The 18,592-nt window shown below is 71.7% G+C and carries 13 protein-coding genes; 2 read left to right on the plus strand and 11 right to left on the minus strand.

The genetic code is table 11. The annotated features are described in order from the left end of the window. Positions 1-21 precede the first annotated feature (21 nt). Positions 22-1,113: a sugar ABC transporter substrate-binding protein gene (locus tag NE236_RS32440; protein WP_252846023.1), complete on the minus strand. Its 1,092-nt coding sequence runs from the start codon at positions 1,111-1,113 to the stop codon at positions 22-24. A 292-nt stretch (positions 1,114-1,405) separates the two neighbouring features. Here NE236_RS32440 and gnd point away from each other — a divergent pair, with 292 nt between their 5' ends. Next, complete coding sequence (gene gnd / locus NE236_RS32445; RefSeq protein ID WP_252846024.1) at positions 1,406-2,830, plus strand: NADP-dependent phosphogluconate dehydrogenase; 1,425 nt, start codon at positions 1,406-1,408, stop codon at positions 2,828-2,830. A 274-nt stretch (positions 2,831-3,104) separates the two neighbouring features. Here gnd and NE236_RS32450 read toward each other — a convergent pair whose 3' ends face one another. The 6 genes from NE236_RS32450 to NE236_RS43970 form a co-directional block, all read right to left on the minus strand. Next, positions 3,105-4,262 carry a GDSL-type esterase/lipase family protein gene (locus tag NE236_RS32450; RefSeq protein WP_252846025.1) on the minus strand — a complete coding sequence of 386 codons (1,158 nt, stop codon included), beginning with the start codon at positions 4,260-4,262 and terminating at the stop codon, positions 3,105-3,107. Between the two features lie 157 nt (positions 4,263-4,419). Beyond that, positions 4,420-6,981: a polynucleotide kinase-phosphatase gene (locus tag NE236_RS32455; protein WP_252846026.1), complete on the minus strand. Its 2,562-nt coding sequence runs from the start codon at positions 6,979-6,981 to the stop codon at positions 4,420-4,422. After that, the gene (locus NE236_RS32460) at positions 6,978-8,417 is read right to left on the minus strand and encodes a 3' terminal RNA ribose 2'-O-methyltransferase Hen1 (protein WP_252846027.1); all 1,440 of its coding nucleotides are present in this window, start codon (positions 8,415-8,417) and stop codon (positions 6,978-6,980) included. Before NE236_RS32460 ends, NE236_RS32455 begins: the two co-directional genes overlap by 4 nt. A 66-nt stretch (positions 8,418-8,483) precedes the next feature. Then, on the minus strand, positions 8,484-10,109 hold the full coding sequence (locus NE236_RS32465) for a serine/threonine-protein kinase (protein WP_252846028.1): 1,626 nt from the start codon (positions 10,107-10,109) through the stop codon (positions 8,484-8,486). Positions 10,110-10,181: 72 nt separating this feature from the next. Further along, positions 10,182-11,111, minus strand: a complete 930-nt coding sequence (locus NE236_RS32470) for an LLM class F420-dependent oxidoreductase (protein ID WP_252846029.1) — start codon at positions 11,109-11,111, stop codon at positions 10,182-10,184. A 36-nt stretch (positions 11,112-11,147) separates the two neighbouring features. Then, complete coding sequence (locus NE236_RS43970; protein WP_289851155.1) at positions 11,148-13,187, minus strand: hypothetical protein; 2,040 nt, start codon at positions 13,185-13,187, stop codon at positions 11,148-11,150. 196 nt (positions 13,188-13,383) lie between these two features. On the opposite strand from NE236_RS43970, the gene NE236_RS32480 reads away from it, so the two are divergent. Further along, positions 13,384-13,599: a hypothetical protein gene (locus NE236_RS32480; protein WP_252846030.1), complete on the plus strand. Its 216-nt coding sequence runs from the start codon at positions 13,384-13,386 to the stop codon at positions 13,597-13,599. Positions 13,600-13,726: 127 nt separating this feature from the next. Here NE236_RS32480 and NE236_RS32485 read toward each other — a convergent pair whose 3' ends face one another. From NE236_RS32485 to NE236_RS32500, 4 genes are all read right to left on the minus strand, one after another. Further along, positions 13,727-14,098 (minus strand): hypothetical protein, encoded by a 372-nt coding sequence (locus NE236_RS32485; RefSeq protein WP_252846031.1) that lies wholly within the window; start codon positions 14,096-14,098, stop codon positions 13,727-13,729. Between the two features lie 300 nt (positions 14,099-14,398). Continuing rightward, positions 14,399-14,806: a PaaI family thioesterase gene (locus tag NE236_RS32490; RefSeq protein ID WP_252846032.1), complete on the minus strand. Its 408-nt coding sequence runs from the start codon at positions 14,804-14,806 to the stop codon at positions 14,399-14,401. A gap of 423 nt (positions 14,807-15,229) precedes the next feature. Next, the gene (locus tag NE236_RS32495; RefSeq protein WP_252846033.1) at positions 15,230-16,480 is read right to left on the minus strand and encodes a class I SAM-dependent RNA methyltransferase; all 1,251 of its coding nucleotides are present in this window, start codon (positions 16,478-16,480) and stop codon (positions 15,230-15,232) included. Beyond that, positions 16,467-18,506: an APC family permease gene (locus NE236_RS32500; RefSeq protein ID WP_252846034.1), complete on the minus strand. Its 2,040-nt coding sequence runs from the start codon at positions 18,504-18,506 to the stop codon at positions 16,467-16,469. Before NE236_RS32500 ends, NE236_RS32495 begins: the two co-directional genes overlap by 14 nt. Between the last annotated feature and the right edge of the window lie 86 nt (positions 18,507-18,592).

The raw sequence follows: 18,592 nt of genomic DNA on the forward strand, positions 1-18,592 counted from the left end.
TGTCCCGGGCGCCCCTCCGCCTTACTGGATTCCAGCCGCCTTGCACTTGGCGGCGTAGCCGCCCTTGCAGACGTCCGCGGCCGTGATCCCGCTGCCGCCGTCGGTGATGACCTGCTTGACGTTGTCCTTGGTGATGCCGATCGGGTTGAGCAGGATCGACGCCACCTGCCGGTGCCCCTGGGGGTCGTTGGCGGTCGCGGTGGTCTTGGGCTTCTGTCCCTGGGCCAGCGCGGTGACGACCTGGACGAGGCTGTCGGCCTCAAGCTTGTTCGGCTTGTAGACCGTCATGCACTGCGTGCCGTCCAGGACGTTCTGCAGACCCTGCACGGTCGCGTCCTGGCCGGTCACGGGCACCTTGCCCGCGACGCTGTTCTTCTTCAGGATCGACACGGCGGCGTTGCCGAGGCCGTCGTTGGCGGCCAGCACGCCGTCGATCTTCCCCTTCTGCTGGGTGTACATCTGCTCGAAGATCGTGGCGGCCTTCTGGTTGTCCCAGTCGGGCACGTCCTGCTCGGCGACCTTCTTGTAGTTGGACACCTTGTCGAGGACCTCGTGCGCGCCCTGCTTGAAGAGGGTCGCGTTGTTGTCCGTGGGCGAGCCGTTGAGGTAGACGATGTTCGAGGCCTTGTCACCGAGGCACTTCTGCAGGCCCTCGCCCTGGACGCGGCCGACCTGGACGCCGTCGAACGACACGTAGTAGTCGGCGGAGCCGCCGAGCGTGAGGCGGTCGTAGTCGACCGTCTGGACGCCCTGCGCCTTCGCCTTGCTCTCGATCGCCGCGCCCGAGTTGGAGTCCAGGTTGACGATCGCCAGGATGGTGACGCCACTGGTGATCATCTGGTCGGCGATGGTCTGCATCCGCTGCTTGTCGCCCTCGGCGTTCTGAATGTCGGCGGGGATTCCGGCCGCCTGGAACGCCTTCTTGAGCACGGGGAGGTCGAAGTTCTCCCATCGGACGGAGGACTTCGTGTCGGGCAGGATGATCCCGACCTTCGCCTTGGCCTTGGCGCCGGACTTGCCGCCGCTCTTGTCGTCGCTGCTGCCGCAGCCGACGAGTCCGGCCGTGGCCATGGCCGCGATGGCAGCGATGGCTGCCGTGCGCTTAATGATCACGTAGACACCTTCTTCGGGGGTCCCCAGGAACGGTTTGTTTGGGCGCACAACGTATTCCGCGCCAACCAGTTCGTATAGAGGGAGAAAGCCGGAGAAACCCGACGGTTACGGCATCGAAATCTGCCCGTCACATAACACTAAGCAGCCATAAAGCTACCCATTGACACCAACGACGTTGGAAGTGCCTGTAGGCGCACCAAAATACACGAAAATGATCATGGCGGGCGGGCAAGCCCGCCAAAGCCCGGCCCTCGCGCGGATCGGTCGCGGCCCGACGGTTAGTGTCGGATCCATGGGTAGCCAGATCGGTGTCACCGGGCTCGCCGTCATGGGCCAGAACCTCGCGCGCAACATCGCGCGCCACGGCTTCCCGGTGGCCGTGCACAATCGGACCGAGAGCCGCACCAAGCAGCTCATCGAGCATCACGGAGACGAGGGCGACTTCACTCCCGCGTACTCCCTGGAGGAGTTCGTCGCCGCGCTGGACCGGCCGCGCCGGATCATCATCATGGTCAAGGCGGGCGCGCCCGTCGACGCCGTGATCAAGGACCTCATCCCGCTGCTCGACGCCGGCGACATCATCATCGACGGCGGCAACTCCCACTACGAGGACACCCGGCGGCGCGTCGCCGAGCTCACCGAGCACGACCTCCACTTCGTCGGCGCCGGGATCTCCGGCGGCGAGGAGGGCGCCCTGAACGGGCCGAGCATCATGCCGGGCGGGCCCCGCGAGGCGTACGACCCCGTCGAGCCGATCCTCACCGCGATCGCGGCGCAGGTGGACGACACGCCGTGCTGCGCCTACATCGGCCCGGACGGCGCCGGACACTACGTCAAGATGGCGCACAACGGCATCGAATACGCCGACATGCAGCTGATCGCAGAGGCGTACGACCTGCTCACGCACGCCGCGGGGCTGAGCGCGCCGGAGATCGCGCGGGTCTTCGAGCAGTGGAACGAGGGCGACCTGGAGTCGTTCCTCATCGAGATCACCGCCAAGGTGCTCGCGCACACCGACGCGGCGACCGGCAAGCCGCTCGTGGACGTGATCCTCGACCAGGCGGAGCAGAAGGGCACCGGCCGCTGGACCGCACAGTCCGCGCTGGAGCTCGGCGTTCCCGTCACCGCGATCACCGAGGCGGTGTTCGCGCGTGCGCTGTCCGCCCGCAAGGACGAGCGGACCAAGGCGTCGAAGATCCTGCCGGGCCCGGCGGCCGGGGAGGCCGAGGCCGGCTTCGTCGACGCGGTGCGCGACGCGCTGTACGCCTCGAAGGTCGTCGCCTACGCCCAGGGGTTCGAGCAGATCCGCGCCGCGTCCAACGAGTACGGCTGGAACGTCGAGCCGGGCACGCTCGCGACCATCTGGCGCGGCGGCTGCATCATCCGCGCCCGGTTCCTCAACCGGATCAAGGACGCCTACGACCGGGACCCGGAGCTGTCCAATCTCCTGTTGGACGACTACTTCCGGGACGCCGTCGCGGGCGCCCAGGACGCCTGGCGCAAGGTCGTGCGCACGGCGGTCGAGCTGGGCGTTCCCACGCCCGCGTTCTCCTCGGCGCTGGCCTACTACGACGGCTTCCGCCGGGAGCAGGGCCCGGCCTCGCTGATCCAGGGTCTGCGCGACTACTTCGGCGCGCACACCTACCGCCGCCTCGACCGGGAGGGCGTCTTCCACACCCTCTGGTCCGAGGACGGGCGCGAGGTGTCGGCGGACTGAGTCGCCGTCGGCCGGCCGCCGCCACCGGGGCCCGGGCGGGCCGGTGGTGCGCCGGCACTCGGCGCCCGCACGGCCTGGGCCGGTGGTGCGCCATGGCTCGGCCTGCCCGAGCGAGCGATCGCGCGTCAGGGCTCGGCGGTGCCCGCGCGGCCGGGCCGGTGGTTCGCCGGGTCTCGACGTGCCCCAGCGAGCGATCGCGCGTCTGGGCGCGGCGTTGCCCGCGCGGGCGGTCGTGGGTCGGGGCTCGGGCGGTGCCTGCGCGGGCGGTCGTGCGTCAGCGGGTGAACGGGCCGCCGTCGGCGAAGGCGAACGCGGCGAAACGCTCCCCCATCCGCCGGTAGCCGGCGGCGTTGGGGTGCAGGGCGTCGGGCAGGTCGGAGAGGTCCGACTCACCGAACAGCTCGCGTCCGTCCAGGTAGTGCAGGTTCGGGTCCGTGGCCGCGCGCTCGGCCACGATCCGCGCAAGGACGTCCCGGATCACCGAGAGGCTCAGGGCGCCCTCGGCCAGCTGCGCCGGGTCGCCGACCGAGAAGAAGCGCAGGACCCCGTCGTCGGCCGCGAAGGTCGGGCCCGGCCGGTCCTCGACGATCGGGCACAGGATCGGCGAGATCACCAGCAGCGGGGTGGCGGGGTGACCCTCCCGTACGGTGTCGAGGAAGCCGTGGACCGCCGGTTCGAAGGCCCGCAGCCGCATCACGTCGCCGTTGACCACGTTGATGCCGAGCTTGAGGCTGATCCAGTCGGCGGGCAGGTCACGGATCGTCCGGGCGGTGAACGGGTCGAGCATGGCGTTCCCGCTGAACCCGAGATTCAGGACGTTCACGTCGGCGGTGCGCGCGGCCACGACGGGCCACGTGCCCAGCGGACTGTCCGCCTCCCCGCAGTGGCTGATCGAGCTTCCGTGGTGGACCCAGCGCGGCCGGGCGTCCGGCTCCGGCGGACGCACCGGCCCGTCCGCGCGCAACGCGATCAGCTCCACCTGGGCGCTCTGCGGAAGCCAGATCTCCACCTGCTTGCGCCCCGGCGGCAGCGGCCCGAACCGTACGGTGGCCGGCTCGCCGGGAGTGATCTCCGGCGGCTTCACCCCGGCCGGGTCCAGCGCCAGCACGTTGCCGTCCGGCGTGGCGACCCGCTCGGTCGGCGCCCCGTCCACCACGAGCTCGAACACGCCGCCGGGATTCACGTCCCCGGTGGGGGCGTACAGGGTCTTGGTGGTCAGCACGTCGAGCTCCAGCACCGTCGCCTCGGTGCCGAAGGCCATGCGTACGCCGGACGGCTGGGCCACCACCATCGCGCAGAACGGGCTCGGGATCTGTGGCCTCGTCCAGCTCGGCAGCCGCCAGGGCCGCAGCCCGGCGTTGGTACGTTCCAGATCCAGCGCGCCCCGGATGTCCACGGGGCCGTCGAGCAGGGGGACATCGGCAGGTGGCATCGATCGACCTTTCGTCTCCTGGGTCGCGGGCAGCGACCGTTCCGAACGTACGGCCACCGGGGCACCGCGCGGAAGATCACAGGTCTGTCTTCCACACGGCACGTCGGAAGGGTCGCTGCCACGCGACGCGTCGCCGGCACGGCCGCGTGACGCGGGATCACAGGCGCGGGTCGACCGGCTCGGACTCCAGGGCGAGCACGCCGAACACCGCCTGGTGCACCCGCCACAGCGGCTCTCCGGTCGCCAGCCGGTCGAGGGCCTCCAGCCCGAGGGCGTGCTCCCGCATGGCGAGGGACCGCTTGCGCCCCAGCGACCGCTGCCGCAGCCGCTCCAGGTGCTCCGGCTCGGTGTAGTCCGGCCCGTAGATGATCCGCAGGTACTCCCTGCCCCGGCACTTCAGGCCGGGCTGTACGAGGCGGCGCTCCCCGTCCGGTCCGTCGGGCACCGGGCCGCCGTCGCCGTCCGGCGGCAACGGCTTGACGACCATGCCCTCGCCACCGGCCGCGGTGAGGTCCGTCCACCAGGCGATCGCGGCGGACGCGTCACCGTTCAGGTCGACGACGTGCGACCGTGTCGGGGCGAAGAGCTCCCCATCGGCGGCGGCCAGCCGATCGGCGACGGTCAGGTGCCACAGGTGGTCCCGCTCGGCGTACGAGCGGCCCTCCCCGGCCAGCACCTGGAACGGCGCCAGGCGCAGTCCCTTCAGCCCCTCCGTCGGCCAGCAGTAGCGCGCGTACGCGTCCCGGAACAGGTCCGCGTTGGCGGAGCGGCGCGCGACGCGGTCGCGCAGCGCCTCCACGTCCAGGCCGCGCGCTGCGGCGCGGTCCAGGACGTCGGCGGCCATCGGCAGGGCGGCGCGGGCGGCCGCACCGGTCGCGGCGTACTGCGTGCGCAGCAGCTCGACCGCCTTGGCCGACCACGGCATGAGCTCGCAGTCGAGCACGAGCCACCCGGTTCCCAGGTCCTCGAACAGGCCGGCGGCGGCCGTCCGGACCCGCGCCAGGAACTCCTCCGTCGTCGCCGGGTCGGGGAAGAACGCCCGGCCGGTCCGGGTGTAGACCGCCCCGGTGGTGCCGTCCTCGACGCCGAAGCGGCCGGCGGCGGTCGCGGCGTCACGCGCGACGACCACGACGGCCCGCGAGCCCATGTGCTTCTCCTCGCACACGACCCGTGCGACGTCCTGCCGCCGGTACGCGTCGAACGCCTCGGCCGGGTGCTCCAGGTATCCCTCGAGCGCGGACGTCGGCGCGGGCGCCATCGTCGGTGGAAGGTAGACCAGCCAGCGGGGGTCGACTCCGAACCGGCTCATGACCTCCAGGGCCGGCCAGACGTTCTCGTCGCGGACGTTGACGCGCCCCATCAGCCGCGTCTCGACCGCCTCCCGTACGTCGGTGAGACGCAGCACGCCCGACTCCCGGTGCGCCCCGGGCACCGTGGCGGTGTCGGGGACGAGCGGGCGGACCGGCTCGTACCAGACCTGGCGGGCGGGGACCGAGACGAGCTCCCTCTGCGGGTAGCGCAGCGCGGTCAGCCTGCCGCCGAAGACGCAGCCGGTGTCGACGCAGAGGGTGTTGTTGATCCATTCCGGCTCGGGCACCGGGGTGTGCCCGTACACGACCATGGCCTCGCCCCGGTAGTCGTTCGCCCACGGGTACCGGACCGGCAGGCCGTACTCGTCGGTCTCCCCCGTGGTCTCCCCGTACAGCGCGAAGGAGCGCACCCGGCCGGACGCCCGCCCGTGGTAGTCCTCCTTCAGGCCCGCGTGCGCGACGACGAGGCGCCCTCCGTCGAGGACCAGGTGGCTGACCAGGCCGTCCATGAACGCCAGCGCGGCCGCGCGGAACTCCTCCGGCTCGTTCGCGAGCTGGTCGAGCGACTGCGCGAGGCCGTGGCCGATCGTGACCCGCCGCCCCTTCAGCGCGCGCACGAGCTTGTTCTCGTGGTTTCCGGGGACGCACAGCGCGGTCCCGGCCTCGACCATGCCCATGGCGAGACGGAGCACCCCGGGAGAGTCCGGCCCCCGGTCGACGAGGTCGCCGAGGAACACCGCCGTACGGCCCTCGGGGTGCGCGGCGCCGACCGGACGGCCGAGCGGGTCGCGTTCGATGATGTAGCCGAGCGCGGTGAGGAGGTCCTCCAGCTCGGCCCGGCAGCCGTGCACGTCACCGATCAGGTCGAACGGGCCGGTCAGGTGCCGTTTGTCCGGCCAGGGCTTCTCGTAGGCGATGACCGCCTGGTCGATCTCCTCGTCTCCCAGCACGTACGAGCGCTTGAACTCCCGGCCCAGGGCGCGCAGGCCGCGCCGCAGCTCACGGCGCTGCCGGGGCACGACGTGATCCGGCAGGTCCCGGTCGGGCCGGGCGGCGTTGCGCTCCATCGCGACGGACTCCGGGACGTCCAGCACGATCGCGACGGCGAGCACGTCGTGCTCCTTGGCGATCCGCACCAGCTGTTCCCGGGACCGCGGCTGGACGTTCGTGGCGTCCACGACGGTCAGCAGGCCCCGGCGCAGGCGCTTGCGCACGATGTAGTGCAGCAGGTCGAAGGCGTCGGCGGTGGCCGACTGGTCGTTCTCGTCGTCTGAGACGACGCCCCGGCAGTAGTCCGATGAGACGACCTGCGTCGGGGCGAAGTGACGTCGGGCGAAGTGCGACTTGCCGGAGCCCGACACGCCGACCAGCACGACGAGCGCCATCTCCGGGATCTTGAGCTCCATCATCTTGTGAACACCCCCATCTGGGTCGGCGGGCCGACCTCCGCGTCGTCGTCGCCGACCGCGACGTACCGGACCTGGTAGCCGTACGCCCCGGCGACCCTTTCAGCCCACTGCCGGAACTCGGCGCGGGTCCACTCGAACCGGTGGTCCGGGTGCCGGAACCCGGTGAGGCCCTCGTAGCGCACGTTGTGCTCGGCGTTCGGCGTCGTGACGACCACCACGCGGGGCCGCGCGTCGCCGAACACGACGCGTTCGACGGCGGGCAGCCGTGGCACGTCCACGTGCTCGACGACCTCCATCAGCACCGCCGCGTCGTACCCGTGGAACCGGTCGTCGGCGTACGTCAGCGCGCCGGTGAACAGGTTGAGGCGCTCCTCCTGCGCGCGCGGGAGGCGGGCCGGTTTGAGCCGCCACTGGGCGGCCATGATCGCCCGGGGCGAGACGTCGGTTCCGGCCACCGAGGTGAAGTACGGGTCCTGCAGCAGGCGGGACAGCAGTTTTCCGGAGCCGCAGCCGAGGTCGATGACCGTGTGCGCCTCCTCCGCCCGCAGCACCTCCAGGACCGTCTGGATCCGGCGTTCGGCGAGCGGCACCGGCGGGACGGCCGCCTCGGTCTCCGGCTCCGCGTCACCCGGCTCGGCGGCCGTCGGGTCGGTCGCGGGCGGCTCCTCGTCGATCGGGTCGCGGTCGAGCGCGTCGTCCGGGCGGTCGTCGGCGTCGGCGAGGCGGGCCAGCGCCGTACGGACCAGGCCGCGCCGGTTGGCCAGGTAGCGGCGGGTGATGCGGCCGCGCTCCGGATGGGCCGCCAGCCAGCCCTCCCCCGCCCGGATGAGCTTGTCGACCTCGTCCGGCGCGACCCAGTAGTGCTTTGAATCATCGAGGACGGGCAGCAGGACGTACACCTGGTTGAGCGCCTCGGAGAGCCTGAGCTCGCCCTCGAGTGTCAGCGTGACGTACCGGGAGTCACCCCACTGCGGGAACTCCGGGTCGAGCGGGATGGGCCGGGCCGTCACCTGCCAGCCGAGGGGCTCGAACAACCGGCGGGCCGCGTCGGGGCCGCCCCGGCACGGCAGCGCGGGCAGGGTGATCGTCAGCGGGATCGGTGCGGCCGCCAGCTCGCCGCGGTCCCGGCTCGCGCCGCGCATCGCGGTGCGGAAGACGTTCGCCATCGCCGAGGCCAGCAGGGAGGACGCGGCGTACGGCCGGTCGTTGACGTACTGCCCGAGGGACAGGTCGGGCGTCTTGCGGGCCTTGGCGAGTTTGATCGGATCGACGTCCAGGAGCAGCGCCGCCGTGCACCGGTCGGGTGACGCGTCGGGGTAGAACACGTGCGCCGTGCCGAAGGACTGCTCGAACGTCTGCACCCGCTCAGGGTGTTTGACCAGCAGGTACCCGAGGTCCGTGGCCGGGCGCGCGGTCGTGGTGATCGTCAGCAGCACACGGCACAGTGTCCCGGATGTCTGCCCTGTCCCCCCAACGGTTTTCTCTGGCTCTCGCCTCCGTACTCAGCGCCAGGACGCCTTGGCGAGTACGTCGGGGAGGTCCGGAGTGGAACCCACGTCGATGACGAGGATCTGCCGGTCGGCGACGTACCACTCACGTTCGGTGTAGCCGCTGACCGTCTTGTGCGGGTTCGCCTGATCGACGCAGTCGACCGCGTACTCGCTGTAGGTCGCGGGGCGGCCGCCGATCTGACGCTGCTCGGTGAGCACCGGCTTCTGCGGCTCGACGATGAAGTCCTCGGGAAGGCCCGGGCACGGCTCGACGTCGGACGCCGGATAGTACATCCGGCGTCCCGCCCGGTAACTGCCGTCGCCGTTCATCGCCGTGCCGATCTGGTTCGGTCCCATGACCCAGAATCCGGCGCACTGGGTCTCGAAGAAGAGCATCTTCGGATCGGTGCACCGCTCGGTCAGCACGTGCCTTCCGTCCTCGGTGTCGGCGACGGTCCAGCCGGTTCGCAGCGGCAGGCCGAGCGTGTCGAACCACGTGAGGTTCGGCGGGGTCGCCGTCGCCCCCCGGTGACGGGGCCGGGATCCCGGGGGCAGGAGGGCCGCCGTCACGGCCGCCAGCACCGCCACGGCCGCCACGCCGGCGCCGATGGCGAGCGGCACCCGGGCCCTCGCCCGCCTCCCCGCTCCGGCGCTCTCCGGCTCGGTCCAGGCGGTTCCGGCGTCGGCCGGCAGCACCCGATCGGTCCCCGCGCCGTCCGGACCCGGCCTCGGCGCGGTGACCGAGACCGTGCTCCCCGGGTCGGCCGGCCCTGGGGGACCACCAGGGGCCGGATCGGCCGGGGTGCCCTCCGCCGTACGGCCCTCGCCGAACGACCGCCGGCCCTCCTCGCCGAGCAGCCAGGACAGGGCCTGCCGCGCCGACGGCCGCCGGGCGGGATCCTTGTCCAGGCAGGCCGCCGCGAGATCTCGCAGCGGCCCGTCGAGGCCGCCCAGGTCCGGCGCCACGTGCTGGATCCGGCTGACCACCGCACCCAGATTGTCCTCTCCGAACGGCGCCCGGCCCGTCGCGGCGTACACGATCGTCCCGCCCCAGGCGAACATGTCCGCCGCCCGCCCCGGCGGCTCGTTCTGCAACTGCTCCGGCGCCATGAAGGCCGGGGTTCCGGTGACGTGACCGCTGAGCGTGGCGTCGGCGACGTGCGCCACCCCGAAGTCGATCACCCGGGGTCCGTCGGGCCCCAGCAGGACGTTGGCGGGTTTGAAATCACGGTGGACGACGCCCGCCTGGTGGATCGCGACGAGGGCGGTCGCCGTGCCGATCGCCAGGCGATGGAGCGGCGACCCGCGCAGCGGTCCGTCCTCCCGGACCACCTGGCGCAGCGACGGACCGTCGATGAACTCGCTGACGATGTACGGGACGTCGCCCTCGACGTCGGCCGCGAGGATCCGCGCGGTGCAGAACGGGTCGACCTTCCGCGCGGCGGCCAGTTCCTTGGCGAAGTAGCGCCGCTCGCGCGCGTCACCGCCGAACCGCAGGAGCTTGACCGCCACGCGCTCGTCCGACGGCGACGCGCCGAGGTACACCACTCCCTGGCCTCCCGCGCCCAGGCGGCCGAGCAGACGGTGGCCACCGACGACGTCGGGATCCCGGGAGTTCAACGGCTGGACGGAGGGCATCCCGGGATTCTCCCGCAGGACCGCATTGATCGTCCGGCATCCGCGGATGCCGGACGATCAATGCGGCAGGGTTCACACCTGCGGAAGAACCTCGCTCGCGATGAGCTCGAGATGGTCCAGGTCGTCGAGGTCCAGCACCTGGAGGTACATCCGCTCGGCGCCGATCTCCCGGAACTTCCCGATCTTGTCGACCAGCTCGGCCGGGGTGCCGGCCAGACTGTTCTCGCGCAGTTCGTCGACCTTCCGGCCGATCGCGCCGGCCCGGCGTTCGAGCTCCGCCTCGTCCCGTCCGCAGCACACGATCTGCGCGGCGGAGAAGGTCATCGACTGGCAGGAACGGCCGCCCTGCTCACACGCCGCCCGCACGCGCTCGTACGCCGAGCCGGTCTCTTCCAGCCCGTGGAACGGCACGTTGTACTCGTCGGCGTACCGCGCGGCCAGCCGAGGCGTCCGCTTGACGCCCGCACCACCGATGATCAGCGGCGGGCGCGGCTGCTGCGCCGGCTTCGGGAGCGCGGGAGACTCCACCAGCCGGTAGTGCTCGCCCTCGAACGAGAACGTCTTTCCGGTCGGCGTCTCCCACAGCCCCGTCACGATCCGCAGCTGCTCCTCGAGCCGGTCGAAACGCTCACCCAGACTCGGGAACGGGATGCCGTACGCGGTGTGCTCCTCCTCGAACCACCCGGTGCCGAGGCCGAGCTCGACGCGTCCTCCGCTCATCTCATCCACGTTCGCCACCGAGATGGCCAGCGGACCGGGCAGCCGGAAGGTCGCGGCGGTCACCAGCGTGCCGAGACGGATCCGCCGGGTCTCCCGGGCCAGCCCGGCCAGCGTGATCCAGGCGTCCGACGGGCCCGGCAGGCCGCTGACGTCCCAGATCTTCACGTAGTGGTCCGAACGGAAGAACGCGTCGAAGCCGTACTCCTCCGTGGCCTTGGCGACGCGGAGCAGGGTGTCATAGCTCGCCCCTTGCTGGGGCTCTGTGAAGATCCGCAGAAGCATGCCATCCATCCTGCTACCCCGACGCCGTCGAATGCACTACCGGGTCTGACCTTCTTCGCTCCGCCGCACGCGGCCGATCCGCAGCAGGACGATCCCGGCGGCGCCCAGTCCCAGCCCGCCCAGCGCGAACATCCCGAACGGGAAGCCGGTGTGCGGCAGGTGGTGGGCGGTCGGGTTCTGCCGCGCCGGGATCGGCCGGGCGTTGCGGGTGTGGCACGCCACGCTGTCGTTGGCCGGGTTCTCGTCCGGCGTCCCGGACGCCACCGTGCTGATGCAGCGGAGCCTGCCGGGATGGGTGCGCGGCCCCCGTACGGCCAGATGGAGCCTCCGGGTCTTGCCCGGCGGGATCGAACCGAGCGGGCAGACGAATCCCGGACCCTGCGCGACGCAGTGATGGCGACCCTTGCCGATCACGACGGGCGTGTCGACGCCCGGCGCCTCCGCCTTCACCGGAATTTGCGACTTACCCGGGGTTTCCGCCTTGCCCGGCACCTCCGCCTTGCCCGGTGCCTCCGCCTTACCCGGCATCCCCGCCTTGCCCGGTGCACCCGCCTTGCCCGGTGCCTCCGCCTTGCCCGGTGCACCCGCCTTGCCTGGTGCCTCCGCCTTGACGGGCCGTTCCGGCACCATGCCGGGTCCGATCGGCGACGCCGGCGGACCGCTCAGATGGATTCCGCTCTCCGCCCCGACCGGGTCGCTCTTGCCGGGTGTGTCCGGCACGGTCTGCTGCGCCGCGCACGCGCCGCACGCGGGTGCGACCTGCTGCGCACCGCACGCGGAGCACGGGGGTGCGACCTGCTGTGCCGCACAGGCACCGCACGCGGGTGCGACCTGTTGCGTACCGCACGCGGAGCACGCCTGCCCGGCCGCCGGCTGATCCGCCGCCGGCCGTTGCCCCGCGCACGCACCACATGCCTGCTGCGTCGCGGCTCCGCAGGGAGGCGCGGCCAGTGGTGCCTGGGCCGCGCACAGCGAGCCGGCGGGCGCGTCTCCCGTCGCCCTGACGGGCTTGTCCTGGGCGGCCGCGCACGGTGGAACCACAGGCCGGTCCGCTTCGCCGTTCTTCGCCGCCGCCGCGCCACAGGCCGGGACGGCCCCCTTGCCCTCAGCCGCGGTGTCGCCCTGGACGGCCGAGCACGGCGGAACGGCGGGCTTGAGCGGCGCGTTCTTCCCGCCGAGCGCCGTCGCCGGCGCGGAGCCGCAGGGCCACCCGCCCGCGTCGTTCGCCACGGAGCTGCGGACGACGACGGCCTCCGCGGTGACCGGACCCTTGTTGGTCACCGAGATCTCGTACGGGACCTCTCCCCCCGGCCGTACGGTCTCTGGCAGCGAAGTGCCGGAGACCGCCAGATCGGTGGGCTGGGACGCCGTGACCGGCGGGAACGCCATCTCCCGCGTCGTGGACCCCGGCCGGCCGTCCCACGACACCTTGGCCGGGCTGGACAGCGCCTGGCCGGTCGGCGTCTTCCGGTCCACCGTCGCGGTCAGGGCGCCGTGCTTCGTCTGCCCGCCGGGCAGGATGCCGATCTTGCAGACGAGATCACGCGCGCCTCGCCACGTGCACTTCGGCGGCGTGGCGGCCACCTTGAGGTTGCGGTTCGGCCTCGTCGCGAAGGTCACGTCCTTCACGGGCGCGGAGCCGGTGTTGGTGACGGAGTACGGCCAGGAGTAGGTCTTCCCCGGCACGACGGGCCCCTGCGGAGCCTGCGTGTCGAGGATGACCCGCGCGCGCGGCGGGAGGTGCCTCGCGGCGCCCTTCCGGTCGTGGCCCGCCCCCGCCGACTGGTGATCCTCCTCCCGCCGCGTGGACTCGTGGCCTCGCTCCGGCCCGGCGGCCCGCGCGTCGTGCTCCCGCCCGGCCGTCCGCGCGTCGTGCTCCCGCCTGGCCGTCCGCGCGTCGTGTTCTCCGTCGGCGGGCCGGTGGTCGTGCGGGCGCGACGCCGAGCCGACCGGACCATCGGCGTGCGCGAGTTCATGAGACGTGAGTTGCGGCATGACCGTGAAGCACGAAACGGCCGCCGCCGCCGCGATGCCCCGGGTTCCGGCACGCGTGGCGCGGCCAGAGAAGTCGATCATCGTTGTCCCCCGTGACGTGCTCGAATGCTTTCGACAACGACCCGTTGTAACCGACCACCGGATGACGGCCTAGCAGCCTGTCGGCGTGTCGTCACAAAGCGTGATGGTAAAAACGTGGGCGATCATGCAGAGATGCTGCTCGGCCCGGACACACGGCGATAGTTTCGATCCCCCCCACCACTTCATGGAGCCGACCGTGCTTGAAAAGAAGGTGACCGCGGCCGCGATCGCGGGTGCCCTGGTGACGATCGTCGTCTGGATCCTGCGCCTCTCGAAGATCGATGTTCCCCCCGAGGTCGCGGCGGCGGCGACCACGCTGCTGGCCGCCGTGGCCGGCTACCTCGCCCCGCACACCCATCGTCCGGATCTGGCGCCCCCGGCGACGACCGGCAATCCGCCGACGGCGCCCTGAGAGGCCGGGGCACCGCCCGCAGCGCGCCACCGGCCCGGCTCACCGCGGCGGCGCCGTCCTCACAGATGTCGGCACCGCCATCCGCGGGCGCTCGTCACGGGGCACGCGGGTCACGAGCGGACACGGGTCACAGACCCATGCGGTCCTCACAGGCCGGACAGGAAGCCTCGAGGTAGCGCACAGGAATCTGGTCCTCGTTCCATTCGATCGACGCGAGGACTCCGCATCCGAAGCACACCGGGCACAGGCCGACGCCCGTGAGAGCCTGACGGATCGCGGTCAGGAGACGGCTGGGCGGCAGGCTGCGGATGACCTCGTCCACCTCGTCGCGTGTGCAACGGATGCGGATGTGCCCCGTGCCGTCGCACTGCGGGCAGTCGCCCCTGCGCAACAATGCGGGATCCTTCTGCAGCGTGACCAGTTCCCCGCTGCCGATGCACATCTGACAGGGCATCACGATTCCCTGGAACGCCCCGTCGCCGATGGTCTCGTCGCTCACACGTCCCCCTTCACGACCACCCGGTTCACCGGTCGCCGCCCGGTCCGGGACACGGGGTCGACCGGCCGGGCCCTCCACCTGCCAGCTTCCTCCTTCGAGAGCTCTCGCACCGCTCTTTCTCCGAGCTCACCCCCCGCGGAACTGGGAGAACTTCGCCATAAACGAAAGAATCGGCTCGGGAATTTCATGATCCCCCGCGTTTGCGGCGTCCAGAGAACAGCGATCGCCGGGATCCGCCGGTGGACGGGTGGCGCTCACCGCCGGAGCGCCGCCGAATTCGGTGACCGCGTGGCACGCGCCTCAGCCGAGCAGGGCATAGACGGTGGTGGCATGGGCCGCGACGGCTCCGTCCGCGGTCATCTCGATGTCCGCGAAGGCGAGTGTGCGGCCGATCTTGGTGATCCGTGCGGTGACGAGCACGTCGGCGTCCACCACCGGGCGCTGGAAGGTACTGGACTGCTGCACCGTGGTCATCGGAACGTACGCGCCCCGGGCCGCCGCGACGGCGATCACGGTCGCCGTGTCGGCGGCGGCCATCAGCGCCTGCCCGGACAGCGCCCCGCCCTCGCGGGCCAGCCTCCGCGACCAGGGCAGGCGCAGTACCGCCCGCCGGTCGCCGACATCCTCGACGACGAGACCGAGGTCCTGCACCCAGGGGGCGAAGTTGTCCTTGAGGATCGCGTCGCCGTCAGCGGCACTCAGCGTCATGGCGCCATCATCCCCGGACGAAACGCTCGACGCAGCCCTCGACCGAGCGGGATCTCCCGGGCCTCCGCAGCCAGCGGTGCGTCCGAGGACGCGGTGTCTTGCGCGAAACGCTCGGTGAAAGCGTTCGTCAAGGCGGACGTCCGGGGCATCCCGGCGGCCGCGACGCGCCTTCACCGAGCACTCGGCGCGGCCCGCGTGGCCGCGGCGCCGCCCCTCCGACGCGCCGCCATCAGCACGTCGTCCTGAACGAAACGCTCGGTGAAGGCGCTCGTCGAGGCGGATGTCCAGGACAAACCGGCGGTCACTACGAGCCTTCACCGAGCACTCGGCGCGGCCCCGCGTCCTCGCGGGGCCGCGGGCGCCGTTCCGGGCGTCCCCGTTCGGAGCCGGCGTCCCGCCTCTCGGGCGCCGGGGCGCCCGGGATCAGCCCTTGACCAGCGTCGCGATGCACTCCACGTGCTGGGTCATCGGGAACGCGTCAAAGGCGCGCAGTGCGGACAGGGTCCAGCCGTGCTCGGAGAAGAAGGCCAGGTCGCGGGCCAGGGTGGCCGGGTCGCAGGAGACGTAGGCGATGCGACGGCCGGCGAGCTCGGCGACGCGCTTGACGACGTCCCGGCCCGCGCCGGTGCGCGGGGGGTCGAGGACGACGAGGTCGGCGCGGTTCAGAGTGGACCTGCCGTGGCCGAGCTTGATCTGGTCCAGGACGGCCTCGACCTCGCCCCGCTCCACGGAGACGTGCGGAAGGTCGCGGAGGTTGAAGCGGGCGTCCCGGACGGCCTGGCCGTCCGACTCGATCCCGACGACGAGGCCGTCGGAGCCGACGGCCTCGCCGAGCACGCCCGCGAACAGGCCCGCCCCGCAGTACAGGTCGACGGCGGTGTCGCCCTTCCGGGGCTCCAGAGCCTCCACGACGGCCTCGGCGAACGTCTCGGCGGCGGCGGGGTGGACCTGCCAGAAGCCGCTTCCGCTGACCTGCCACAGCCGCCCGGCGACGTCCTCCCGGACGAACGGCGGCTTGTCCGACTTGCCGCTGACGAGCCGCACGGGCGCGTCCATGCGGGGCACCCGGACCCGGCCCCGGCTGGACAGGACGGCGAGGCGGTCGCCGGTGCCCGCGGAGGCGATGGCCTCGACGCCGGCCGCGCCCGGCCAGCGCTTGCGCTCGATGCCGAGCACCTCGACCTGCGGATGAGCGATCAGGCACTCGTCGATCGGCTCGATCTGGTGCGAACGGTGTTTGCGCAGGCCGACGGCGCCGTCCCGGCGTACCGAGAACTGCACCCTGGTCCGCCAGCCGAGGCCGTCGGGGGTGCCGGGCAGCTCCTCGACGACGACGTCACGCTCGATGCCGGCGAGCCGGCTGAGCTGTTCCTTGATGACGTCGGCCTTGAGCCGCCGCTGGGCGGGCAGGGAGGCGTGCTGCCAGTCGCAGCCGCCGCAGCGGCCGGGACCGGCGAACGGGCAGGGAGCCTGCACCCGGTCGGGTGAGGCCTCCAGGATCTCCACGGCGTCGGCGCGCAGGAAGTTCTTGGTCTCCTGGGTGACGCGGGCCCGTACGCGCTCGCCCGGCAGAGTGTGCCGGACGAACACGACACGCCCTTCGTGACGGGCAACGCACCAGCCGCCGTTGGCGACCGCTCCTATCTGGAGTTCGATCAGCTCAGACGATTCCACCGGGGGCACGGGTCCCCTCCGATTCTGCTTCTTGCTCTGGGCCGTACGGGCGGCGTACGGAACCGGGGGCCGGCGGCTCATGCCGGCCCTTGAGTCGGTCGGACGAGGCGAGCTGCCAGGGCACGCTCGTGACCATCACTCCGGGCTGGAACAGCAGGCGCGTCTTGAGCCGCAGCGCGCTCTGGTTGTGCAGCAGGTGCTCCCACCAGCGGCCGACGACGTACTCCGGCAGGAAGACGGTCACGACGTCGCGCGGGCTGCGCCGCCGGACGCTCTTGACGTACTCCAGGATCGGCCGGGTGATCTCGCGGTACGGCGAGTCGAGGATCTTCAGGGGAACGGGCAGCTCGCGGGCGTCCCACTCCTCCTGGAGTCTCTGGGTCGCCTCGGCGTCCACCGCGACGCTGATCGCCTCTAGCGTCGACGGCCGGGTGGCCCGCGCGTACGCCAGTGCCCGCATCGTGGGCCGGTGGATCTGGGAGACGAGGACGATGGCGTGGTTGCGAGGGGGCAGCGCGACGTCCTCGCCGGTGACCACCAGTTCGGCCGCGACCCGGTCGTAGTGCCGGCGGATGCCCCGCATCATGACGAACAGGACGCCCATCGCGACGCACGCGATCCACGCGCCGAGGAGGAACTTCGTGATCAGCACGACGACGAGGACGATGCCGGTGACCACGCCGCCGAAGGCGTTGATGGCCCGGGAGGTCATCATCCGCCGGCGCGCCGCGGGGTCGGTCTCGGTCTTCAGCAGGCGGTTCCAGTGGCGCACCATGCCGGTCTGGCTGATCGTGAAGGACACGAACACGCCGACGATGTACAGCTGGATCAGGGACGTCACCGAGGCGTCGTAGGCGTAGATCAGCAGACCCGCCATCGTGCCGAGGATGATGATGCCGTTGCTGAAGGCGAGCCGGTCGCCGCGGGTGTGCAGCTGACGCGGCAGGTAGCGGTTCTGGGCGAGCACCGAGCCGAGCACCGGGAAGCCGTTGAACGCGGTGTTGGCCGCCAGAACGAGGATCAGCGCGGTCATCACGGTGACGTAGGCGAACCCGGGCGTGAAGTTGCTGAACACCGTGTGGGCGACCTGGGCGATCACCGGGTCCTGGTCGGAGACGTCCTTGCCGGCCGCGTTGACGAGGTGGGTGCCCAGGGCCGGATCCGCGAACTTGGCCTTGGTGATGTAGGCCAGCGCCACGATGCCGCCGAACATCGAGGCGGCGACGGTTCCGAGCAGCAGCAGGGTGGTCGCGGCGTTCTTCCCCTTGGGCGGCCGGAACGCCGGCACGCCGTTGCTGATCGCCTCGACACCGGTCAGCGCGGCGCACCCGGAGGAGAACGCGCGCAGCAGCAGGAAGACGAGCGCGAGGCCGCTGACGCCGAGCTCGGGGCCCTTGACCGTCACGTGGGCCGTCTCGGCCTGCAGGTCCGCCCCGAGCGCCAGCCGCGTGAAGCCCCACAGGAGCATGGCGAACACGCCGAACATGAACAGGTACGTCGGGATCGCGAAGGCGACGCCGGACTCTCGGATGCCCCGCAGGTTCATGACCGTCAAGATGGCGACGACGACGATGGCCGCGAGGACCTGGTGCGGCTGGAGGAAGTGGAGCAGCGCGCCGAGGTTCTCGATGCCCGAGGACACCGAGACCGCGACGGTCAGCACGTAGTCGACCAGCAGCGCGCTGGCCACGACGATGCCGGAGTTGCTGCCCAGGTTGGTGGTGGCGACCTCGAAGTCGCCGCCGCCGCTGGTGTACGCCCGGACGTTCTGCCGGTACGAGGCCACGACGGTGAGCAGGATCACGACGACCGCTCCCGCCACCCAGGGCGTGAAGTGGTACGTCGCGAGGCCTGCGAGGCCGAGGGCGATCAGGATCTCCTGCGGTGCGTACGCCACCGACGACAGCGCGTCACTGGCGAAGACCGGGAGGGCGATCGTCTTGGGGAGGGTTTGCTCATGGGCCTGGGCGCTGCGCAGCGCCCGGCCGAGCAGGAGCCTCTTGACGAGGTCGGGAGCCTTCGACACGACAGGTAAGGCTAGTCGCTCCCACGGCCGTGAGATCCACCTCGCCCGGGGGATGAATGCAAGTGCCGCCCTTAAGACGGGTCAGG

This window comes from Actinoallomurus purpureus (genome assembly GCF_024055795.1).
Taxonomy (GTDB): Bacteria; Actinomycetota; Actinomycetes; order Streptosporangiales; family Streptosporangiaceae; genus Actinoallomurus; species Actinoallomurus purpureus.